A 17,143-nucleotide genomic window follows, 5' to 3' on the forward strand; every position below is an offset into this window, starting at 1 on the left:
GCTAAACTGACGGCTATGGCCTGTGGCAGGCAGGTCGCATATTTTCCCCAATACATCGGGGCATCCCAGTGTGTTTCGGCTCCGACATGCTCGATTTCATATTCTTCATTATTTGATTTTGGATATTAGACTGTATTTGATGGATTGAGTTTAATACCGATTTGTTAATGAATCTAAATTCTACTTTTCCTCAATCAACTCTCTTCTCTCCGAGGCTCTAACATATTTTGGCTTGATCAATAAGCGAAGACTCGGGTCAAAGGAAAGGTAATTCCAAGACCAGTCCAGAAAAATCAATAGCTTATTTTTCACTCCCAAAATGGCCATTAGATGTACAAATAGCCATGTCAGCCAAGCAAACAATCCTTGGAACTTAATAAAAGGTAAATCCACTACCGCCAACTTCCTTCCGACTGTAGCCATTGAGCCCAAGTCTTTGTATTTGAAAGGTTCCCCCTCTTTCCCTTCCTCATAGTTAACCAAATTCTTTGCTAAAGCACTAGCTTGCTGCAATGCTACCTGAGCTACTTGAGGATGCCCCCTTGGATAATCATCAGTTTCCATCAGACAGATATCTCCCAAAGCATAAACACCTTCTAGCCCATTAACTTGATTGAATTTATCTACTAGAATTCTTCCATTTTTGGCAAAAAGCTCATCCTGCAAACCCTTAATCCTGTTAGGCTTAATTCCGGCTGCCCATAAGAGAGTTTGAGTTTCTATTTTATTGCCGTTTTCCAGGAAGACCTGTTGTCCATCATAATCCTGAACTTTAGTCTCCAACTTGACTTCCACCCCCAATTTTTTCAAATATTCCAGCGCATGCTCTTTGGCTTCATCCGACATGGAAGCTAAGAGGGAAGGACCAGCCTCAATCAACACCACCTGCATATTTTTAAAGCTTAATTCAGGATAGTCTTTGGGAAGCACATTATTCCTTAGCTCAGCCATAGCACCGGCAAGCTCCACACCTGTAGGCCCTCCGCCAACAATAACCACATTCATCAGGGCTCTTCTGTTTTCTTGCTTTTCTATGTTGATTGCTTTCTCATAGTTAGAAATAATCTTATTCCTGATGTATAGAGCCTCTGAAACAGTCTTCATGGGAGAAGCAAAAAACTCTATGTTTTTGGCTCCAAAATAATTGGTATCTGCCCCCATGGCTAACACCAAATAATCGTAGTCCAAATATCCCGAATCCGTGAACAAGCGCTTTTGATCCGTGTCCAAAGACTCAACTTCAGCCATTCGGAAGATTACATTTTTTGAATGATGAAATATTTTCCTGAGCGGAAAGCTAATTGCACTTGGCTCTAAACCTGCTGTGGCAACCTGATAAAAAAGTGGCTGAAATTGGTGGTAATTATTTTTATCCAAAAGGACAACCTGTAGCTTTTTCTTATTTAGGTTCCTGGCAAGTTTGAGCCCGGCAAATCCGGCGCCAATGATCACTACCTTGGGAAATGGAGATTTTGGAATATTGGGAAGGGGAGAGTGAGAGCGTTCCGTCATATACTAAAGTTTTTTAAATGATACGAAATCACACATAAAAAAGACGGGAATTCTTCAAAAAGTATGGGGTGGATTAACTCAGTCAATCCCACCGCTAAAAGGAAAAGATTTCTTATTTTTACGGCCTAAATCGAGTAAATCCATGGGAAGAGCGTTTGAATTCAGAAAAGAACGAAAATTCAAAAGATGGGACAAAATGTCCAAGGTCTTTACCAAGCTAGGTAAAGAAATCGTGATGGCAGTGAAAGCAGGCGGACCCGACCCCACGTCCAATCCAAGACTGAGAACCCTCATTCAGAATGCCAAAGGTGCCCAAATGCCGAAGGACAGGATAGAGGCAGCTATCAAAAGAGCATCTAATAAGGACGAAAAAGACTACGAAGAAATTGTATATGAAGGCTACGGTCCATACGGTATTGCCGTGTTGGTGGAGACTTCTACCGATAATATAAACCGAACAGTCGCCAACGTAAGATCTTATTTTACCAAAGCGGGTGGCTCCTTGGGAACTTCCGGTTCGGTAAGCTTCATGTTTGATCACAAAGCTGTTTTCAGATTCACCCAAGGCGAATTGGATATGGATGAGCTGGAGTTAGAACTCATTGATTTTGGTTTGACCGACATCGATGAAAACGAAGGAGAGATTTTTGTTTATACAGAATTTGAAGACTTCGGTACCATGCAGAAAGCATTGGAAGAAAAAGGTATTGAAGTGATTTCCGCAGATTTCCAATGGTTCCCTACCACCCTGACTGAATTAACTGAAGAGCAGGAAGAGGTCATCAATAAGATGATCGAAAAGATGGAGGAGGACGATGATGTAAACAACGTATACACTAATATGGCCTAAGCGAAAGCTTGGGCTCTTTTTTTTATGAATTTTCCAAGAAGACAGAATTTACAACAGCAAGAGAAACCACTTATTATCGTAGGAAGTAAAAATCCGGTGAAAATAAGAAGTGCGGAAGACGCATTTTCACTGGCTTTTTCCAAGGGATTTCACATCAATGGAATCACTACATCTTCAGGCGTACCTGATCAGCCCTATGGAGATGAAGAAACTTGGCTGGGAGCAAAAAACAGAGCTCTAAATGCCAAAAAGAATTTTCCGGAAGGAAATTATTGGGTAGGAATCGAAGGTGGATTGGACCAAGATAAACATGGCATGTTTGCTTTTGCCTGGATCTATATTTTAGATGATAATGGGCAAGTGGGTCAAGCCAAAACCGGCACCTTTTATCTACCCGAGGGTATAGTCAGTTTGATCAAAAGCGGAATGGAACTGGGTGATGCAGATGATCAGTTTTTTTCAAGAACAAATTCCAAGCAAGAAGGCGGGTCAGTTGGTATTTTAACAGATGGAAAGCTTACTAGGAGAGATTACTATTCTCAGGCAATTTTACTTGCTTTGATCCCTTTTTTGAACAAAAATTACTATTAGATGCGATTTTTCGAATAAAATTTTAAATAAAAGTCAGTTTTTTTTTAAAAAATCTTTGAAAGTATTGGATAATAAAAAAAAAAGTAACTTCTTTAGTTTTATACTATTTCATAGTAACATATTTGTAACACATATATAAAGAAAAGTAAAAGTTGCTGTAATCACCCCTAAGTTTATTAGCGACAAAACCTCCCCTCTTGGGGAGGTTTATTTTTTTAGATTCCTGATGAAATTTCTAAGAGCAACTCTCCAATCTGAATCAGCATCCCATTCAGGTCCTATATATAATTCATCTCTTACCAATAGCTTGATATAGTATTTTACCACGGTTTGATTTTCTATTTCAGGATCGGAATTTAGCCCCATACTTTTTTTAAGGTCCGCTTCTCTCCCTTCAACTTTCACCAATAGAAACTGAATTCTGTCCCTGATCAATTCCTGATTGGTTTTCGCCTCAGTTAGCCAAGCAACTTCGTAAGGATATTCTGCTTTGAGAATTCCTTCTATCTCTGCTTTTTGGGCTGCTTGTTCCGCCAATATCCGTTCGGCTGACTTACCATATAAATCATATCTGAAATATGTCAAAGAACCGGTCTCAGCACTTGATCCTTCCAATGGAACACCCAGTTTAAATACTTCCAGGTTTAGAGGATTTCTTGCAAAAAATTTACTGGAGGAAGCTTGCTGGGCAGCTTCGCCTTGAGTTATACTTGGAAACTCAGGAATATCGATCACCAGGAGGTTTTTGGTTCTGACATTTTCTCCCAAAGCTCCAAACTGATCCGCTACTTCTTCAATTTTGGGGGCGCTCAGACCAAATAGAGCAGTTGATGTGATGACTTTCCCATCTCCACTGAACTTTCCTACATGGATACTCGCATTGTTTCTTTGACGGGTGACTAATATGATATTTTTAATCAGGCGCTGCTCAAATGCCTTTGCATAATTACTTTGAACTTCCTCCGATAAGGAAACCTGCTCAAGCTCGTAATAAGCGACTGGGTCACCTCCAGCTTTTACTAAAGCAGAATGAACCGAATCGGCAACAGCCTTCCAATCCATTACCGGTCTGGCAGCTGGATCAGCAGAGATCAAAACCACAGACTTTCCATCAAAAAAAGTCTCCGGTAAATTCCCTTGACTCCTGACTGGATGGGACAAGATGAGTATTGCCAGAAAAATTAAATATTTCATAGAGAAATGGAAGGAAAGAAACTTAAATTAAATTCGGACTTTAAATAACGAAATTTTAAGCATCTCATGTACCAAAGACCAAAACTTCTCCTCTTTTTCATCATCTGCTTGGCTCATTTTTCTGTTTCTGCACAATCCTTACGGGAAAAAACTCTTATCAAACACATGGTTTACCTTTCTTCCGATGAGTTGAAAGGGAGAAAAACCGGAACCCCTGAAAACCTTAAAGCGAGAGAGTACATAGTATCCGAATTCGAAAAATCAGGATTAAATTCTCAATACCCAGATTATTTACAGGAATTTCAGTTTTACAATCGAAGAGAAGGAAAAACCCTCACTGGAAAAAATGTAGTAGGATTTGTAGCGGGGACAGAGAGCAAAAAAATAATTGTGATCACAGCTCATTACGATCATGTGGGAGTAGGGAAAAAGAACGCTGAAGGCGACTCTATATATAATGGAGCTGACGATAATGCCTCTGGCACGGCTGCTTTGATTGAAATGGCAGATTATTTTGCGAAAAACCCGGCCAAGCATAGCCTGATGTTTGCAGCTTTGGATGGAGAAGAAATGGGACTTCAAGGTGCAAAAGCACTGGTTGCAGATTTTCCCTTCGAATTGGAAGTGATCGCACTGAATGTCAATATGGACATGATATCCAGAAATGAAAAAGGGGAGTTATATGTTTCTGGAACTCACTACCATCCACAATTCAAACCGGCATTGGAGTCTGCCGCTGCTGATTCCGACATTCAATTAATGTTTGGCCATGATATCCCAGGTACAGGGGCTGATGACTGGACTAAATCATCAGATCACGGTGCTTTTTTCGAAAAAAAGGTTCCTCATTTATACTTTGGAGTTGAAGACCATCAAGATTATCATCAGGTTACCGATGAATTTAAAAATATTGATCCAGAATTTTATGTGAAGGCCAGCCGACTCATTTTGAACTGCATTTTGGCTTTAGACGAAGATTTGGCAAAAGAATAGGAGATATTTTTCCTTTGTTCCATAGGTTACTTACTTTGTATGGAATTGATTAAAAGTAGATTTTGGCAAAAAATGATTTCATAACCAGACTCCTGATTTGGAGATTAAGGCATATGAGTAATCAAAATTTTATTTTGATTCTCAGTGGCATCATTGGTGTGATTTCTGGTCTGGCCGCAGTGATTCTCAAGCAAGGAGTACATGCTATCCAAAACTTTCTGACAGAAGGTTTTTACGTAGAATATGCCAATTTCATGTACATCATTTATCCGATAATAGGTATCGCTGCTGCCTTTCTAATAGGAAAATATCTTTTCAAAGATGTTGGTGGACATGGAATTCCGGATGTACTGTTTACAATTTCCAAAAAGCAGAGTTTAATACCCAGAGTAAAGACCTACAGTAGGGTTTTTACTTCGGCCTTGACGGTCGGTTTTGGAGGTTCCGTCGGATTAGAAGCACCCATGCTGGTAACAGGGTCAGCCATTGGTTCCAATATTGGAGTTTTGGTACATCTCAACTCCAAAAAAAGAACTTTATTGATTGGCTGTGGAGCTGCTGGTGCGATATCGGCCATATTTGGAGCGCCGATCGGAGCCGTGATTTTTGCGATAGAGGTCATATTAATGGAAATCAGTACGGCAAGCTTTATCCCTTTGCTGATTGCCTCGGTGACGGGCTCCCTGACTTCCATGTTGTTGATTGGGGAGGATTCAGTCTTCAATTTCAATCTTCAGGAAGAATTTAGAGCGGCCCATATGCCCTATTATCTTTTATTGGGGATTTTCTGCGGCATAGTCTCTTTGTATTTCAGTAAGGCTGTAGTCCGAACAGAAAAAATCATGGAGGGACTGGAAAGCCAAACCATCAGAATTCTGTATGGTGGAGCAATGCTAGGGTTCATGTTGTTTTTCTTTCCTCCTATATATGGGGAGGGTTACGATACACTGAACTTGCTTATTGATGGCAACTCCAACCAGTTATTGGAAAAAAGTCCATTTTTCTCTGCAATAGAAAACCCGTACATGATTTTGATTTTTTTGGGCTTAATTATCTTAATTAAACCCATTGCCTCCGCTTTGACATTGAGTGCAGGAGGATCGGGAGGGATATTCGCTCCATCCTTATATGTCGGGGGTCTAGTAGGCTTCCTTTTCGCTTTTGGGAAAAACATGTTGGGAATTCACATTCCCCTGCCTCTCGCTCATTTTACCTTAGTGGCTATGTGCGGTGTCATGGCGGGAGTTCAACACGCGCCTTTATCAGCTATATTCCTTATCGCTGAAATAACTGGGGGATATGAACTTTTTGTACCACTGATGTTCGTTTCGGCCATCTCCTATATCACCACCACTTACTATCAAAAGGACAGCCTTTATATTCAACAACTTAAGGAAAAGGGTAAACAGCTGCCAGAAACCAAAGATCAAGAGTTGCTGGATATGATAGATATTTCTCATGTAATAGAAAGAGATTTATTACCTATTCACCCAGAGTCCAAGCTGAAAGATTTGATCGACTTGGTTAAAATTTCCAAGAGAAATATTTTCCCTGTTGTGGACGAAAATAAAATACTCCGTGGAATCATCACCTTGGATGACATCAGGGATATCATGTTTGACTTAGAAAAGCAAGAAAACACTCAAATTAGGAGTTTAATGCATAGTCCTCCAGAAATCCTATTAGCTACTGAAAATATGCAAAAAGCCATGGATAAGTTTGAGAAGTCAGGAGCATGGAACCTGCCTGTAGTAGAGGATGGACGCTATTTGGGCTTTGTTTCAAAGTCCAGAATCTTCAATTCTTACCGAAAAAGATTGATCCGACAAAGGCAGGATTAAGGCCGATTTAAAAGAATATTTGGATTTTGAAATTATCCACTTTTTAACATTCATTTTAACAGCCCTTTTTTCAGTTAGCTTCGATTATCCACAAATTTACCTATTATTGATCGCTATTAAAATACTGATTTTCAGCACTTTATTATGCTATTGTTGAAAAGTGTGGATAAATAATTGAAAATGTGGATAAAAAATTCTTGCATTTTTTAATCCTCAAAATTAGCCTGTATGAAGCATTTTTTAACTTGGAATTCATATTCCCTTAACACAAAAAATTAAGCCTTGATTTTTTTTAAAACAAATTTTATTTGGATTCGTTGTCGTACAATACACTTTTTGAATCCTGAAAAACAGTTTTATTGTACTGAAAAAAATTCAAGCTTTGAATATTACAATTTTGGTTCAGAAAGATCAATTTTAAGTCTTTAGCTATTCGCCTTGAGATCAAAGCGCTTAACTATGGAACAGCAATAAATTTCAATATTGGGTGAGAGTCTAGTAAAGGCTTTTTTGAAAAATAAAAGTCCCGATTGCAAAGCCCTAGTTTCCCCAGCCTAGGGGCTCAAGATTATTCATTTGTCTCAATATCCAACCTTGTCTTCCGGAGATGTAATTGGTAGGTCTCCTAGGGCTCCATCGTATTGGGTTCGGTAATACTGCAGCTATCATGGCAGCTTCTCCACGAGTAAGTTTTTTGGCCGATTTACCATAAAATGTTTGAGCAGCAGCCTCGATTCCATAGATTCCGGGGCCCATTTCTATGACATTTAAGTACACCTCCATAATCCTTTCTTTGGGCCAGAGAAATTCTACTAGAACTGTAAAGTAAGCTTCAAGCCCCTTTCTCACATAATTTCTACCTGGCCAGAGAAACACATTTTTGACAGTCTGCTGGGTTATGGTACTTGCTCCCTTTATTCTTTTACCTTTCTTATTCCCTTCCCAAGCTTTTTTCATGGCTTCCATATCAAAACCTGAATGCTGCAAAAACTTTTGATCTTCTGAGGCATATACCGCTTGAGGTGCATGCCTGGAGATCTCCTCCATCGGTACCCAGTCTTTGTAAAGCCTCAGTTCTTTTTTTTCATCCAAAGACTGCTCTACCAAACGAATCACCATTAATGGAGTAAGTGGAACAGGCACAAAGCGATAAATGATGACCAAACCAATTGATATGATAAAAAACCAAATAATGATTTTTAGGATAAATCTGCTGACCCAATGGATTATTTTCATGCTTTGCGCTTTGCTTTTGCCTGTACAAATTGATAAAAAAATACGGAATTTGAAGCTTTGGCAATAGCTTCTAAGTCTGATTCCATCTCCCTTATATCCTTCTCCTTGATTAAATCGGTGTCCAACATAGGTTTAGCAGCACTTTTCATCAACTCTTTCCAATAAGCTGTCATGCGCTTTAATTCCTCTGGCCTTGATTGATCCAAATGAAACCCACCTCTTTGTAATTCTATTTCCTCGAAACCTACTTCATGCAGCAAATTTCCCAGCTTGACCCCAATATCAGGATCTCCTCCACTTTGAATCTGATGGGCATTGTAAGCATTATAATATCGCTCCAGACCCGGCAATTTGGGTAAAAAATAAAAACTTGAATTGAAGACCTCTGTTAAATAGATAATCCCCTCAGGGTGCAAGTGCTCATAAACTGACCTTAGCACCTTTTTTGGATCTTCTACATGCTCCAAAACCCAACAGATAAATCCAGCATCAAACTTTTCCTCTAAATTCAGTTCTGCTGCATCTTGATTGACAAAATTGATTTCCCTTTCCGAAAATCTGGATAAATTGATTTGGGCTTTTTCAATTTGAGACTTCTCTATTTCCACACAGGTCAAGTCCAAGTCAGGATAAAGGCTCAATATTACCTGTGATTGTGCCCCAACTCCTGAGCCTATTTCCAATACATTTTTTTGATTTTTTAAATCAATGAAAGGATAAATTAAAGGAGTCAGAATACCCGCCTGGCTCATCAGTCGCTCCTGCTCCTCTGTCAGATATCCATGAATGTATTTTCCCATATTTAGTCCAAATATCGTCAGAACTGTGAGTTCTCCAATAAAGATCAAAGAACCGTGCTTTTCCTTAACACAATAGGGGCATTTAGTTTAGACGAAACCGATTCTAAAAAATATTTGAGATCAGGATATTCCTCAGAAAGATATCTGTCCTTATGAATTTCCAATTTGACTAGAACATTAAGTTGATTGGTTGCCAATTCAACTAAATATGAAAAGCGGGCACCCTTTGAAGGAATTGTTAGACTAGTTTGCTCAGGAAAATCATCTAAAACAAATCCCTCAGGTATAGGAATGCTTATATTGAAATTTTCAAAATATGGATATTTAAATTCTATGGGAAGAATACGGCTATCTTGGGTAAATGGATTATTGTTAAATTCTGAAAACTGAATTGGTTTAAGAAAAATTGTTTCCTCTGATTCATTTCCCACAAAAGAATCAAAAGTTAAAACTATTGATCTGCTAGAGCTTAGCTGATCTGATATACTGGGATTTTTGATTTCATTCCCCTTTAAAATCGGTTCTTCAGATAAAAACTTTTCTACCTCTTTTAATTTTCTAAGATCCTCCCCAACCTCCAAAGCCTTTAAGTCTAGAAATCTAATTTGATTTTTAAACCTAAGTGTACCAGATGAATCATTCTCCAACGTGATATAATGAATTGAACCTGATCTATGCGAATGATTCAGCTCCTCTAACCTTCCCTTATCTTTTTCCAAAAAAAATCCTTTCTCTACCATCTTGGAAGGAGGAATTAACCCAAAAGGAGTAATTGAGTCACTAGCATCTAGCAAATAATTTTTCCCTTCTATTTGAGTAGAAATTATAGAAGAGTGAAATTGATTGATAAAGGGTACTTCTATTAATTTTTCTCTTCCTTTAGCCTTATCATTGACCATAACTAGGGTAGCCTGAATACCTTTTCTTCTAAGGAGATGGACTAAAAACAAGTTTTTATCAAATGAATTCCCTTCATTTTTTTCGATCAAATCATTCAAAGGATAAATAGGCTCCAAATAAGAGGAATTTAAAAGTTTAATTTTTTTGGAAACATAATCAAATAAAAATTTCGCTTGATCCAATTCTGAGAGGGAGTCCAACTTAAAATTTGGATAGTTTGGAATTGATTCAGGGTTGAGAATAAAATAAGAGCTCATATCTTCATAATCCAGCCATCTGTTAGCTAATTGTTTCCAATTGGCATAGATCATTTCTGAGCTTTCTAATTCGTCAGGATTAACATATTCACTTGAATATAAATAACCATCTACTCGTTCTTGATAATTTATCAGGTTTCCAACAAAAGGCTCCTCTGGTAAAGATGGAACATCCTTTCTCAGCCAACTATACAAATTCTTTTTCTCAGAGATAACTGCAGCTTCAGCTACTTTCTTCCCCTGCATAATCATTTGATATTGAAAAAATATTGGAGCTTTGAAAGTGTATTTACTATTCAATGCAGGGTATTTTTTTTGAAAAGACCATCCTTCTAAAATTCCAAATTGATGGTCAATCTTTTTAAAAGTAAATTCAATAATTGTCCCCTTTTTCACATTGGGAAAAATCAACACATATTGAAACTCTCCACCACCTAGATTAACTTCTTTAATCTGATCTTTTTGAAGCAGTTCTGTAATCCTTAGTCCATCTTTTAAGTAAGATACTTGAGCATTAATTTTAACAATATTCTCTACTAAGGACTTCCCCCGGTAGAAATTAATTAAAATATCTCCAAAATTGTCATGGTTATCATCTAGTACTTTGAATCGATAATGAAAATCGGTATGAAGCCCATTTACCATAAAATAACTATTGGCTTCTTCCCAAAGAGTAACAACTTTTGCTTCTGGCTGAAAACTTACCTCCTCCAACAAAAGCTCCTCTTCTGAATAAACTCCAAATTTGACTTGAGATTTCGTTTCCTGGCAAATTATTACAAGGAAACACAATAAAATCAACCTCATATCTAATTCCTCAAGGATTACTTACTTTTTTTAAGACAACAGGAGCATTCATTTTAGTAGCCACAGTTTCCATAAAATATTTCAAATTGGCATACTGCCTAACATCAATCGTTGGTTTTTTGACTTCGAGCTTTGCTACAATCTGAACTTTATCTCCCATTAGCACTGGATTATAAGAAAATAACACCTCCCCATTTTTCATGCTGATTGCTTCCTTGAGAGGATAATCGTCCAACTCATAACCTTCGGGAATTTCCAGCAGGGTAGAATAAGTCTCTGAAAATGCAAAACCGAAATCGACAGGGAAAATCCTGAAATCCTGAGTAAAAGGATTTTTACTGAAAGTAGCGACCTTAAAAGGAGTAAGCATCATCAAGGAAGTTTCCTCTGAATTTTGGCCTTGGATCTTGATCGTATAATTTGTGGTGGTGTAATTGTCCTCTTTAAGATTATCCTGCATATCCATATTGACTACTTCCCAAGTTGGATCCAAAGTAAATAGCTTATGAAGGGGTTCATTATTTTTTTGGAGATTTTGGGATCGATGTGACATCTGCAAACCCTCGTAAAAATACCTGCGAAGCGATCCTTCTACAATCAAATTCTTTTCCTCATCAAATTTCAACACTGAAGTAAATACTGAATTCGAATTATGAGGAATATTGATAGGAACTAATTGGCTATTTTCTTTAGTCAGAAAAAGCCCTGCTTTTACATGTTTATCCAAGTCCACATATCCAAAAGGGGCCAATGGATCTTCCAGGTCCAAGAGATATTCTTTGCCATCCAGCTTCGCATGAAGCAATACACTATTAAACTGGTTGATAAATGGAAAAGGTACTAAATCACTTCTTCCACTACCTTTTGACCCTACCAAAATTGGATGGCACTCTATCCCCATAGATCTCAAAATACCCATTAATGCCAGGTCCAGTTCTACCGCCGAACCCACTTTGGTTTTGACCAACTGAGATATTTGCTGGTCTGGAAAGAAACCACTTTCAGTGTTAAGTTGAAAATTCTGCTGAAGGTAATAATAGGCCTTTTGAGCCTTCTCCAGCTCAGTGCTTCCTTCGAAGTCTACGCCATCCATCACTTTTTCCAAAGGAGAGCTTCGGAAATACCCCTTATCCGTATAACCTCTCAAAACCTCATCTCCCAGCACGATCCAATTTTTCAGTACATCTTCCCACTCGTACAAGGTTTTTTGGTAACGTGAAAGCTGGAACTCAACTCTTTCTCTATAATCCGCAAAATTATTCATGTAAGGCTCCGCCTTCAGGGAATTCAGCTTCCTCAACGTCCAAGTGTAGGTCCCGTTATTTACAGTTTTTTCTGAGGTAGTATTATACTTTGTTCCTTGACCAATCATCTTGTATTCCAATTGCGGAATCATGGTGATACTGTAAGAAGACATGATGGTTGGAATATCATTTTGGAATGTCCATCCATCTAAAAGGGTGATATTCTTATCCGTTTTCTTATACGTATACTCCAGAATAGAGCCCACCTTCACATTGGGAAATGTAATCCGGTATTCCTTCCATCCATTTCCTACCTCAACTTCAAAAATCTGATTTTTATCCACCTTAATGGACTGTGGCTCATCTCCCTCAAAGTTGGTGATCAAAGCCTTTAAACCACTGATTTCTTCCGTTCTATTATCACCTGAATAGAATGGAATCTTTACATCTCCCCGAGCTATTCCTGACTCCTTTAGAATTTTGATCCTGAAATGGTAGGTTGTTTCAAAAACTTCCCCGAAGAATTTGGAAACCCCTTCCTCGAAAAGTACTACAGCCTCCGCATCTGGTTCAAAATCAACTTCCGAATAAGAAATTTCATTGGAATTATATTTTCCAAATTTCTCCTTTTGGGCATATCCTGAAAGATGCAATAAAAAGAGAAGGCATAATAAAAGTTGCTTTTTCATGTGTTTATAAGTTGTATGTCAAAGGTCACATGGAATCTCGCATTTAGCATATTCGTCCCAGTGTGTGACATTTTTGTCATGCTCGATTTCATCTGTTTATAATTTGTTTTTTAGGGGTCATCCCGATGACTTTCGGGAGGGATGCCCAAGATAATCATCCCCTTGTGTGAGATTTTTTCTCATGGGCATTTCATATTATTTTTGACTTAGGCTGGGCTTGGTAAAATGGTAGGTTCCATATCCTACCGAGTTGATTTTACTAATCAGGACTTTCTTGGAATCTTCATCCTTAGGGTCTTTGATGGAAACCTTAATTTTTCTGGTAACCAGAAGCTGATTGTCTTTCAACTGATTTTCAATGTGAATGCTATATTCCTCCTCCTTGATTTCCAGAGGCTCAAGATTGAATTCTGATACTACTCCTTTTGGGAGATCTATGGCATAGGTTTCTTCCAAATCAAAATTTTTGAAACCTATTTCATCTAATTTTATTTTGGTGAAAAATGGCTTAAGCAAAAGGCGTTTGGCGGTAGTCTGAGCAAATTTTTGAACAATTCCTTTGACCGTTCTATCAGCTATAGGTAAGGAATCCAACTGCTCGGATTCAAATTGATAATCTTGAATTACCAATCCGGAAATAGCTGAGTTTTTATTGAAATAATCTCGCTGCTGTCTGGAATCAAGCTGTCTGGAAATACTAACAGCCTTGTAAGCTGGATTTCCTTCCAAGTGCTGCTTCATAGTCATCGTGGCATCACCTTTCTCATCCAGTTGGAGAAAATACTCATTCTCCACCCGGTTCCAGGTACTTTGCTCATAGCTTGGGGTTTTGGCTAAATATCCCCCGGTTGGAGTCACTACTAAAACATGTCGGTCATTGGTAAATGAACCCAAGTAGCCTGCCGGCAAACTATTGGAAGTACACTCCAGCCATACGGGTTGCTGATCTATTTCTGCTCTTAAAATGACATGATTAAATTGATTGGAAGGGAGATCTGTGCGAATATCTGATTCTCCCTCGCCAGCATAGACCAAGGTATAAAAAGCAGGAATTCCAGCTGCTTCCAGCATGGCTTTCATAAGATTGGTCAAGCCTTTACAATCCCCGTAGGAATATTTGACCGCGTCTGTAGCAGTCATGGTTTGCCAACCACCTATGCCTAATTGTATACTGACGTAGCGAAAGTTTTTCTGCAGGTAAGTATATAGGACTGAAATCCTTTCATAGGGATCGTCTATCCCTTCTACCAGCTTCAGGATTTTTTCTTTAAACTCTTGAGGCAACTGATCCCTTCCCTCATTGAGTTTGTATTTCCACAAGCCCAATTCTGACCAATCGTTCATAGATCCTTGAAAACTCTCTAATTTGAATTCCTTGGGAGCGATATATAAACGATGATCATCCTCTTCTCGAATGCTGAGATCCTGTACAGGTAAATTGGCTTCTTTCCATACCAACTTTTTCCTTCCGTCAGCCAAGGATTCTTCAGTCTTGTTTCCAGAAAGGTGCTGTTCCTGATAGCGAATCCCAATAGATTCAGGGTAAATGATAGCTAATTCAGCTTCATCCAATTTTTGAAAAGTACTTTCTACAGGAATCCAGGGTTGAAAACTGAAGTTGGATTGGAAATAAACCTCAGTCTGAATATGAACCTCAATCGGAAATTTGGCTGAGTTCACGACATAATATTTCTGTCTGTTATCTGCAAAAATGGAGAAACCATCATATAACTCGGCGTCTTGCAAATCTTTCATTTTGGCTTTTTGGATAGTTTTGCCTGTAGCAGGATCTATCACCTCCAGACTAAAGCCTTTAATTTGGACCAGCTTATCATAAAAAATCCTGACAGAAGCATGACCTAATCCTTCTGCGCTCAAGACAGTTATTTTCTTGTTAGTCTTAAGCGTATAGCCAAAATTCTGATCAATTATCAGCTCTTTGGAATGTGAAATGGAGGAATAAACGGGAGGTTCTTGAGAAAATTTAGAAACCAGGGGATCGGTTAAAAAGCTAGCCCACAGGGCTAACAAGACAAATATCATATTCAAAATACTATAAAATTCGAAAGAAAATTAATAATTAAATTTTCAAAATCAAGAGAGATTTAAAATTTTCAAACGAAATTTTTTTCAGACTATAAAACTTGCATTTCATCCACTTTTGAGTGCATCCCGAGATATATTTTTACTTGGATTTCATAAAATATCTAAGCTATTTGAAGCTTAAAATAGAAACCACCAGTATGAACCCTGTAATTATTAGAAGCTTTGAAGATTTCGAACAGTACAACGGAAAGGAAATCGGAACTTCGGACTATTTCAAAATCACCCAAAACCAAATCAATCTATTTGCAGATGCTACGCACGATCATCAGTGGATTCACACTGATCCTGAAAGAGCCAAAGTGGAAGGAGCTTTCGGTAACACCATCGCTCATGGCTATCTGACGCTGAGCATAGTTCCCCATCTATGGGAACAAATAGTAAAGGTGGAAAATCTCAAAATGATGATTAATTACGGTATCGAGTCCCTGAGATTTGCACAAGCCGTAACAGTTGACAGCGAAGTAAGGTTGATTGCCAACTTGAAAAACGTAGCCAACCTCCGAGGAACTGTCAAAGCAGAAGTGGAAGTAAAACTTGAAATTAAAGATCAGAAAAAACCTGCATTCACCGGCGTGTTGATTTTCTTATATCACTTTAATTAAATAGAAAACCCCCAAAAACTCTAAAAATGTGCTCAGATTCCAATTGAATTGGACCACCTTAGTTTAGAAATAAGAAAGCCGGATTAATCCGGCTTTTTAACTTATTTCTTTTTATAGCTAAAGGTTCCTCCTCCTTGTTTGAAGGTAAGTTCCCCCTTTTCGGGATCAAAGATAAATACTGCTCCTACAGCTGAAAATTCGAATTGATGCTTGCCGATGGGTTCCAATCTGGTATCAGGCTGACCGCTTGGCTTTGCGACTAGGGTGTCGCCATCTTTGACAAAAGTAAAATTGATAGGAATTTGAGTAGTCACGTATTCACCTACATATAAGTCCAAGTCAGAAGGATTAAGAGCGTAAGTCTGAAAAGATGGAATTTTTACCTCATTTCCATAGTTCGCATTCAGTAAGGTAAGGGTAACCTCATTTGCATTCCAGTTTAATCCGTTGGAAAGGGTCACAATTGCTACCTGATCGTCCGGAAAATAACCCAACAAGGAGCGGAAACCGTCTATTCCGCCAGTATGGCCATAAGCTTTTTTATCGAAATACGGGAAGGTAAACATTCCTCTACCATACCCTTCTTTGATTTCCATCATTTTAGCCAAGCTACTTTCTGAAATCAATTTTCCATCAAATAGCCCTTGGATGAAAACGATCAAGTCACTCACAGTGGAGGAAATAGCGCCTGCTCCCAAAGGAATGCTCGGATGAGTCTCATTTTCAACTTTCCACGTTCCGTTATAAGCATAGGATTTCGCTTCATTTTGACTGACATAAACGGATTCAAATACCTCCGTATTCTCTAAACCTAGAGGTTGACTTACCTTTTTTGCCAACAATTCGCCATAGCTACTTTCATATGTTTTTTCCAAAATAAAGGTCAACAAGATATAATTTGAGTTGCTATATGATGCTTTGGAATTGGGTTCAAAATCACTTCCTCCTTTTTGGATAATAGCAATCATTTCCTCTTCAGATTTTGGCTCGGTACTGTAGCCCAAATAGTTTTCATCATCAGTAAAATTATGAATGCCACTTCTATGATTCAGAAGCATGTCCACAGTAATTTTATCTGCATTGGGAATCTGGGAATAGAAATCCGAAAGCTTTTGATCCAATTGAAGCTTACCTTCCTCTACTGCCTTCATGATCAAAACAGAAGTGAATATTTTGGATATTGAGCCAATCCTGAACTTGGTGTTTTCATTTAGCTTTTGTCCTTTTTCGAAATCAGCAAATCCTATGGATCGACTGTAAACCTTTTCCCCATTTTTCGCAATCATGACAGTTCCCATGTATTTGTCATGGAAATCCAAAGAATCAAAAACCTGATCAGCTTTAGAAAAATCCTGGGCCTTTGTTAATCCAGGGTAGAATAAAGTCAAGCCTACAGCTAAGGCAAATAAGAATGTTCTTTTCATGTGTTTATAATTGATTTTTATAGGTCACATGGAATCTTCGCATGGTGGATAATCATCTCAGTGTGTGAAGTTTTCGTCATGCTCGATTTCATCTGTT

13 protein-coding genes are annotated in these 17,143 nt (G+C 38.3%); 5 read left to right on the top strand and 8 right to left on the bottom strand.

Going from position 1 to position 17,143, the window contains the following annotated elements; translation table 11 throughout:
* Positions 1–180: 180 nt before the first annotated feature.
* On the bottom strand, positions 181–1,512 hold the full coding sequence (locus tag B2906_RS14080; RefSeq protein ID WP_219957531.1) for an NAD(P)/FAD-dependent oxidoreductase: 1,332 nt from the start codon (positions 1,510–1,512) through the stop codon (positions 181–183).
* Between the two features lie 142 nt (positions 1,513–1,654).
* Between B2906_RS14080 and B2906_RS14085 the strand changes: the two genes are divergently transcribed.
* Together B2906_RS14085 and yjjX are read left to right on the top strand one after the other, a co-directional pair.
* On the top strand, positions 1,655–2,362 hold the full coding sequence (locus B2906_RS14085; protein ID WP_144603721.1) for a YebC/PmpR family DNA-binding transcriptional regulator: 708 nt from the start codon (positions 1,655–1,657) through the stop codon (positions 2,360–2,362).
* A gap of 24 nt (positions 2,363–2,386) precedes the next feature.
* The gene (gene yjjX, locus B2906_RS14090) at positions 2,387–2,953 is read left to right on the top strand and encodes an inosine/xanthosine triphosphatase (RefSeq protein ID WP_286940610.1); all 567 of its coding nucleotides are present in this window, start codon (positions 2,387–2,389) and stop codon (positions 2,951–2,953) included.
* Positions 2,954–3,160: 207 nt separating this feature from the next.
* Here the strand turns inward: yjjX and B2906_RS14095 are convergent, their stop codons facing one another.
* Positions 3,161–4,147 carry an NTPase gene (locus B2906_RS14095; protein WP_286940614.1) on the bottom strand — a complete coding sequence of 329 codons (987 nt, stop codon included), beginning with the start codon at positions 4,145–4,147 and terminating at the stop codon, positions 3,161–3,163.
* Positions 4,148–4,213: 66 nt separating this feature from the next.
* Here B2906_RS14095 and B2906_RS14100 point away from each other — a divergent pair, with 66 nt between their 5' ends.
* Both B2906_RS14100 and B2906_RS14105 read left to right on the top strand, forming a co-directional pair.
* The gene (locus B2906_RS14100; RefSeq protein WP_286940615.1) at positions 4,214–5,140 is read left to right on the top strand and encodes a M28 family peptidase; all 927 of its coding nucleotides are present in this window, start codon (positions 4,214–4,216) and stop codon (positions 5,138–5,140) included.
* Between the two features lie 113 nt (positions 5,141–5,253).
* Positions 5,254–6,981, top strand: a complete 1,728-nt coding sequence (locus tag B2906_RS14105) for a chloride channel protein (RefSeq protein ID WP_255590436.1) — start codon at positions 5,254–5,256, stop codon at positions 6,979–6,981.
* A 540-nt stretch (positions 6,982–7,521) separates the two neighbouring features.
* Here the strand turns inward: B2906_RS14105 and mtgA are convergent.
* The 5 genes from mtgA to B2906_RS14130 form a co-directional block, all read right to left on the bottom strand.
* Positions 7,522–8,217 carry a monofunctional biosynthetic peptidoglycan transglycosylase gene (mtgA, locus tag B2906_RS14110; protein ID WP_219957525.1) on the bottom strand — a complete coding sequence of 232 codons (696 nt, stop codon included), beginning with the start codon at positions 8,215–8,217 and terminating at the stop codon, positions 7,522–7,524.
* Positions 8,214–9,017: a class I SAM-dependent methyltransferase gene (locus B2906_RS14115; RefSeq protein ID WP_286940621.1), complete on the bottom strand. Its 804-nt coding sequence runs from the start codon at positions 9,015–9,017 to the stop codon at positions 8,214–8,216. Before B2906_RS14115 ends, mtgA begins: the two co-directional genes overlap by 4 nt.
* 44 nt (positions 9,018–9,061) lie before the next feature.
* Positions 9,062–10,981, bottom strand: a complete 1,920-nt coding sequence (locus B2906_RS14120) for a DUF3857 domain-containing protein (RefSeq protein ID WP_219957523.1) — start codon at positions 10,979–10,981, stop codon at positions 9,062–9,064.
* A 10-nt stretch (positions 10,982–10,991) separates the two neighbouring features.
* Entirely contained in the window at positions 10,992–12,914 is a 1,923-nt protein-coding gene (locus B2906_RS14125) for a DUF3857 domain-containing protein (protein ID WP_219957522.1), read from the bottom strand.
* A 195-nt stretch (positions 12,915–13,109) separates the two neighbouring features.
* Positions 13,110–14,957 carry a DUF3857 domain-containing protein gene (locus B2906_RS14130; RefSeq protein WP_255590701.1) on the bottom strand — a complete coding sequence of 616 codons (1,848 nt, stop codon included), beginning with the start codon at positions 14,955–14,957 and terminating at the stop codon, positions 13,110–13,112.
* A gap of 200 nt (positions 14,958–15,157) precedes the next feature.
* Between B2906_RS14130 and B2906_RS14135 the strand changes: the two genes are divergently transcribed.
* Positions 15,158–15,622, top strand: coding sequence for a MaoC family dehydratase (locus B2906_RS14135; protein WP_219957520.1), 465 nt, complete (start codon positions 15,158–15,160; stop codon positions 15,620–15,622).
* Between the two features lie 101 nt (positions 15,623–15,723).
* Here B2906_RS14135 and B2906_RS14140 read toward each other — a convergent pair whose 3' ends face one another.
* Positions 15,724–17,046, bottom strand: a complete 1,323-nt coding sequence (locus tag B2906_RS14140) for a serine hydrolase domain-containing protein (RefSeq protein WP_219957519.1) — start codon at positions 17,044–17,046, stop codon at positions 15,724–15,726.
* Positions 17,047–17,143 lie beyond the last annotated feature (97 nt).

The organism is Algoriphagus sp. UBA3586, assembly GCF_002376385.1.
GTDB lineage: Bacteria > Bacteroidota > Bacteroidia > Cytophagales > Cyclobacteriaceae > Algoriphagus > Algoriphagus ornithinivorans.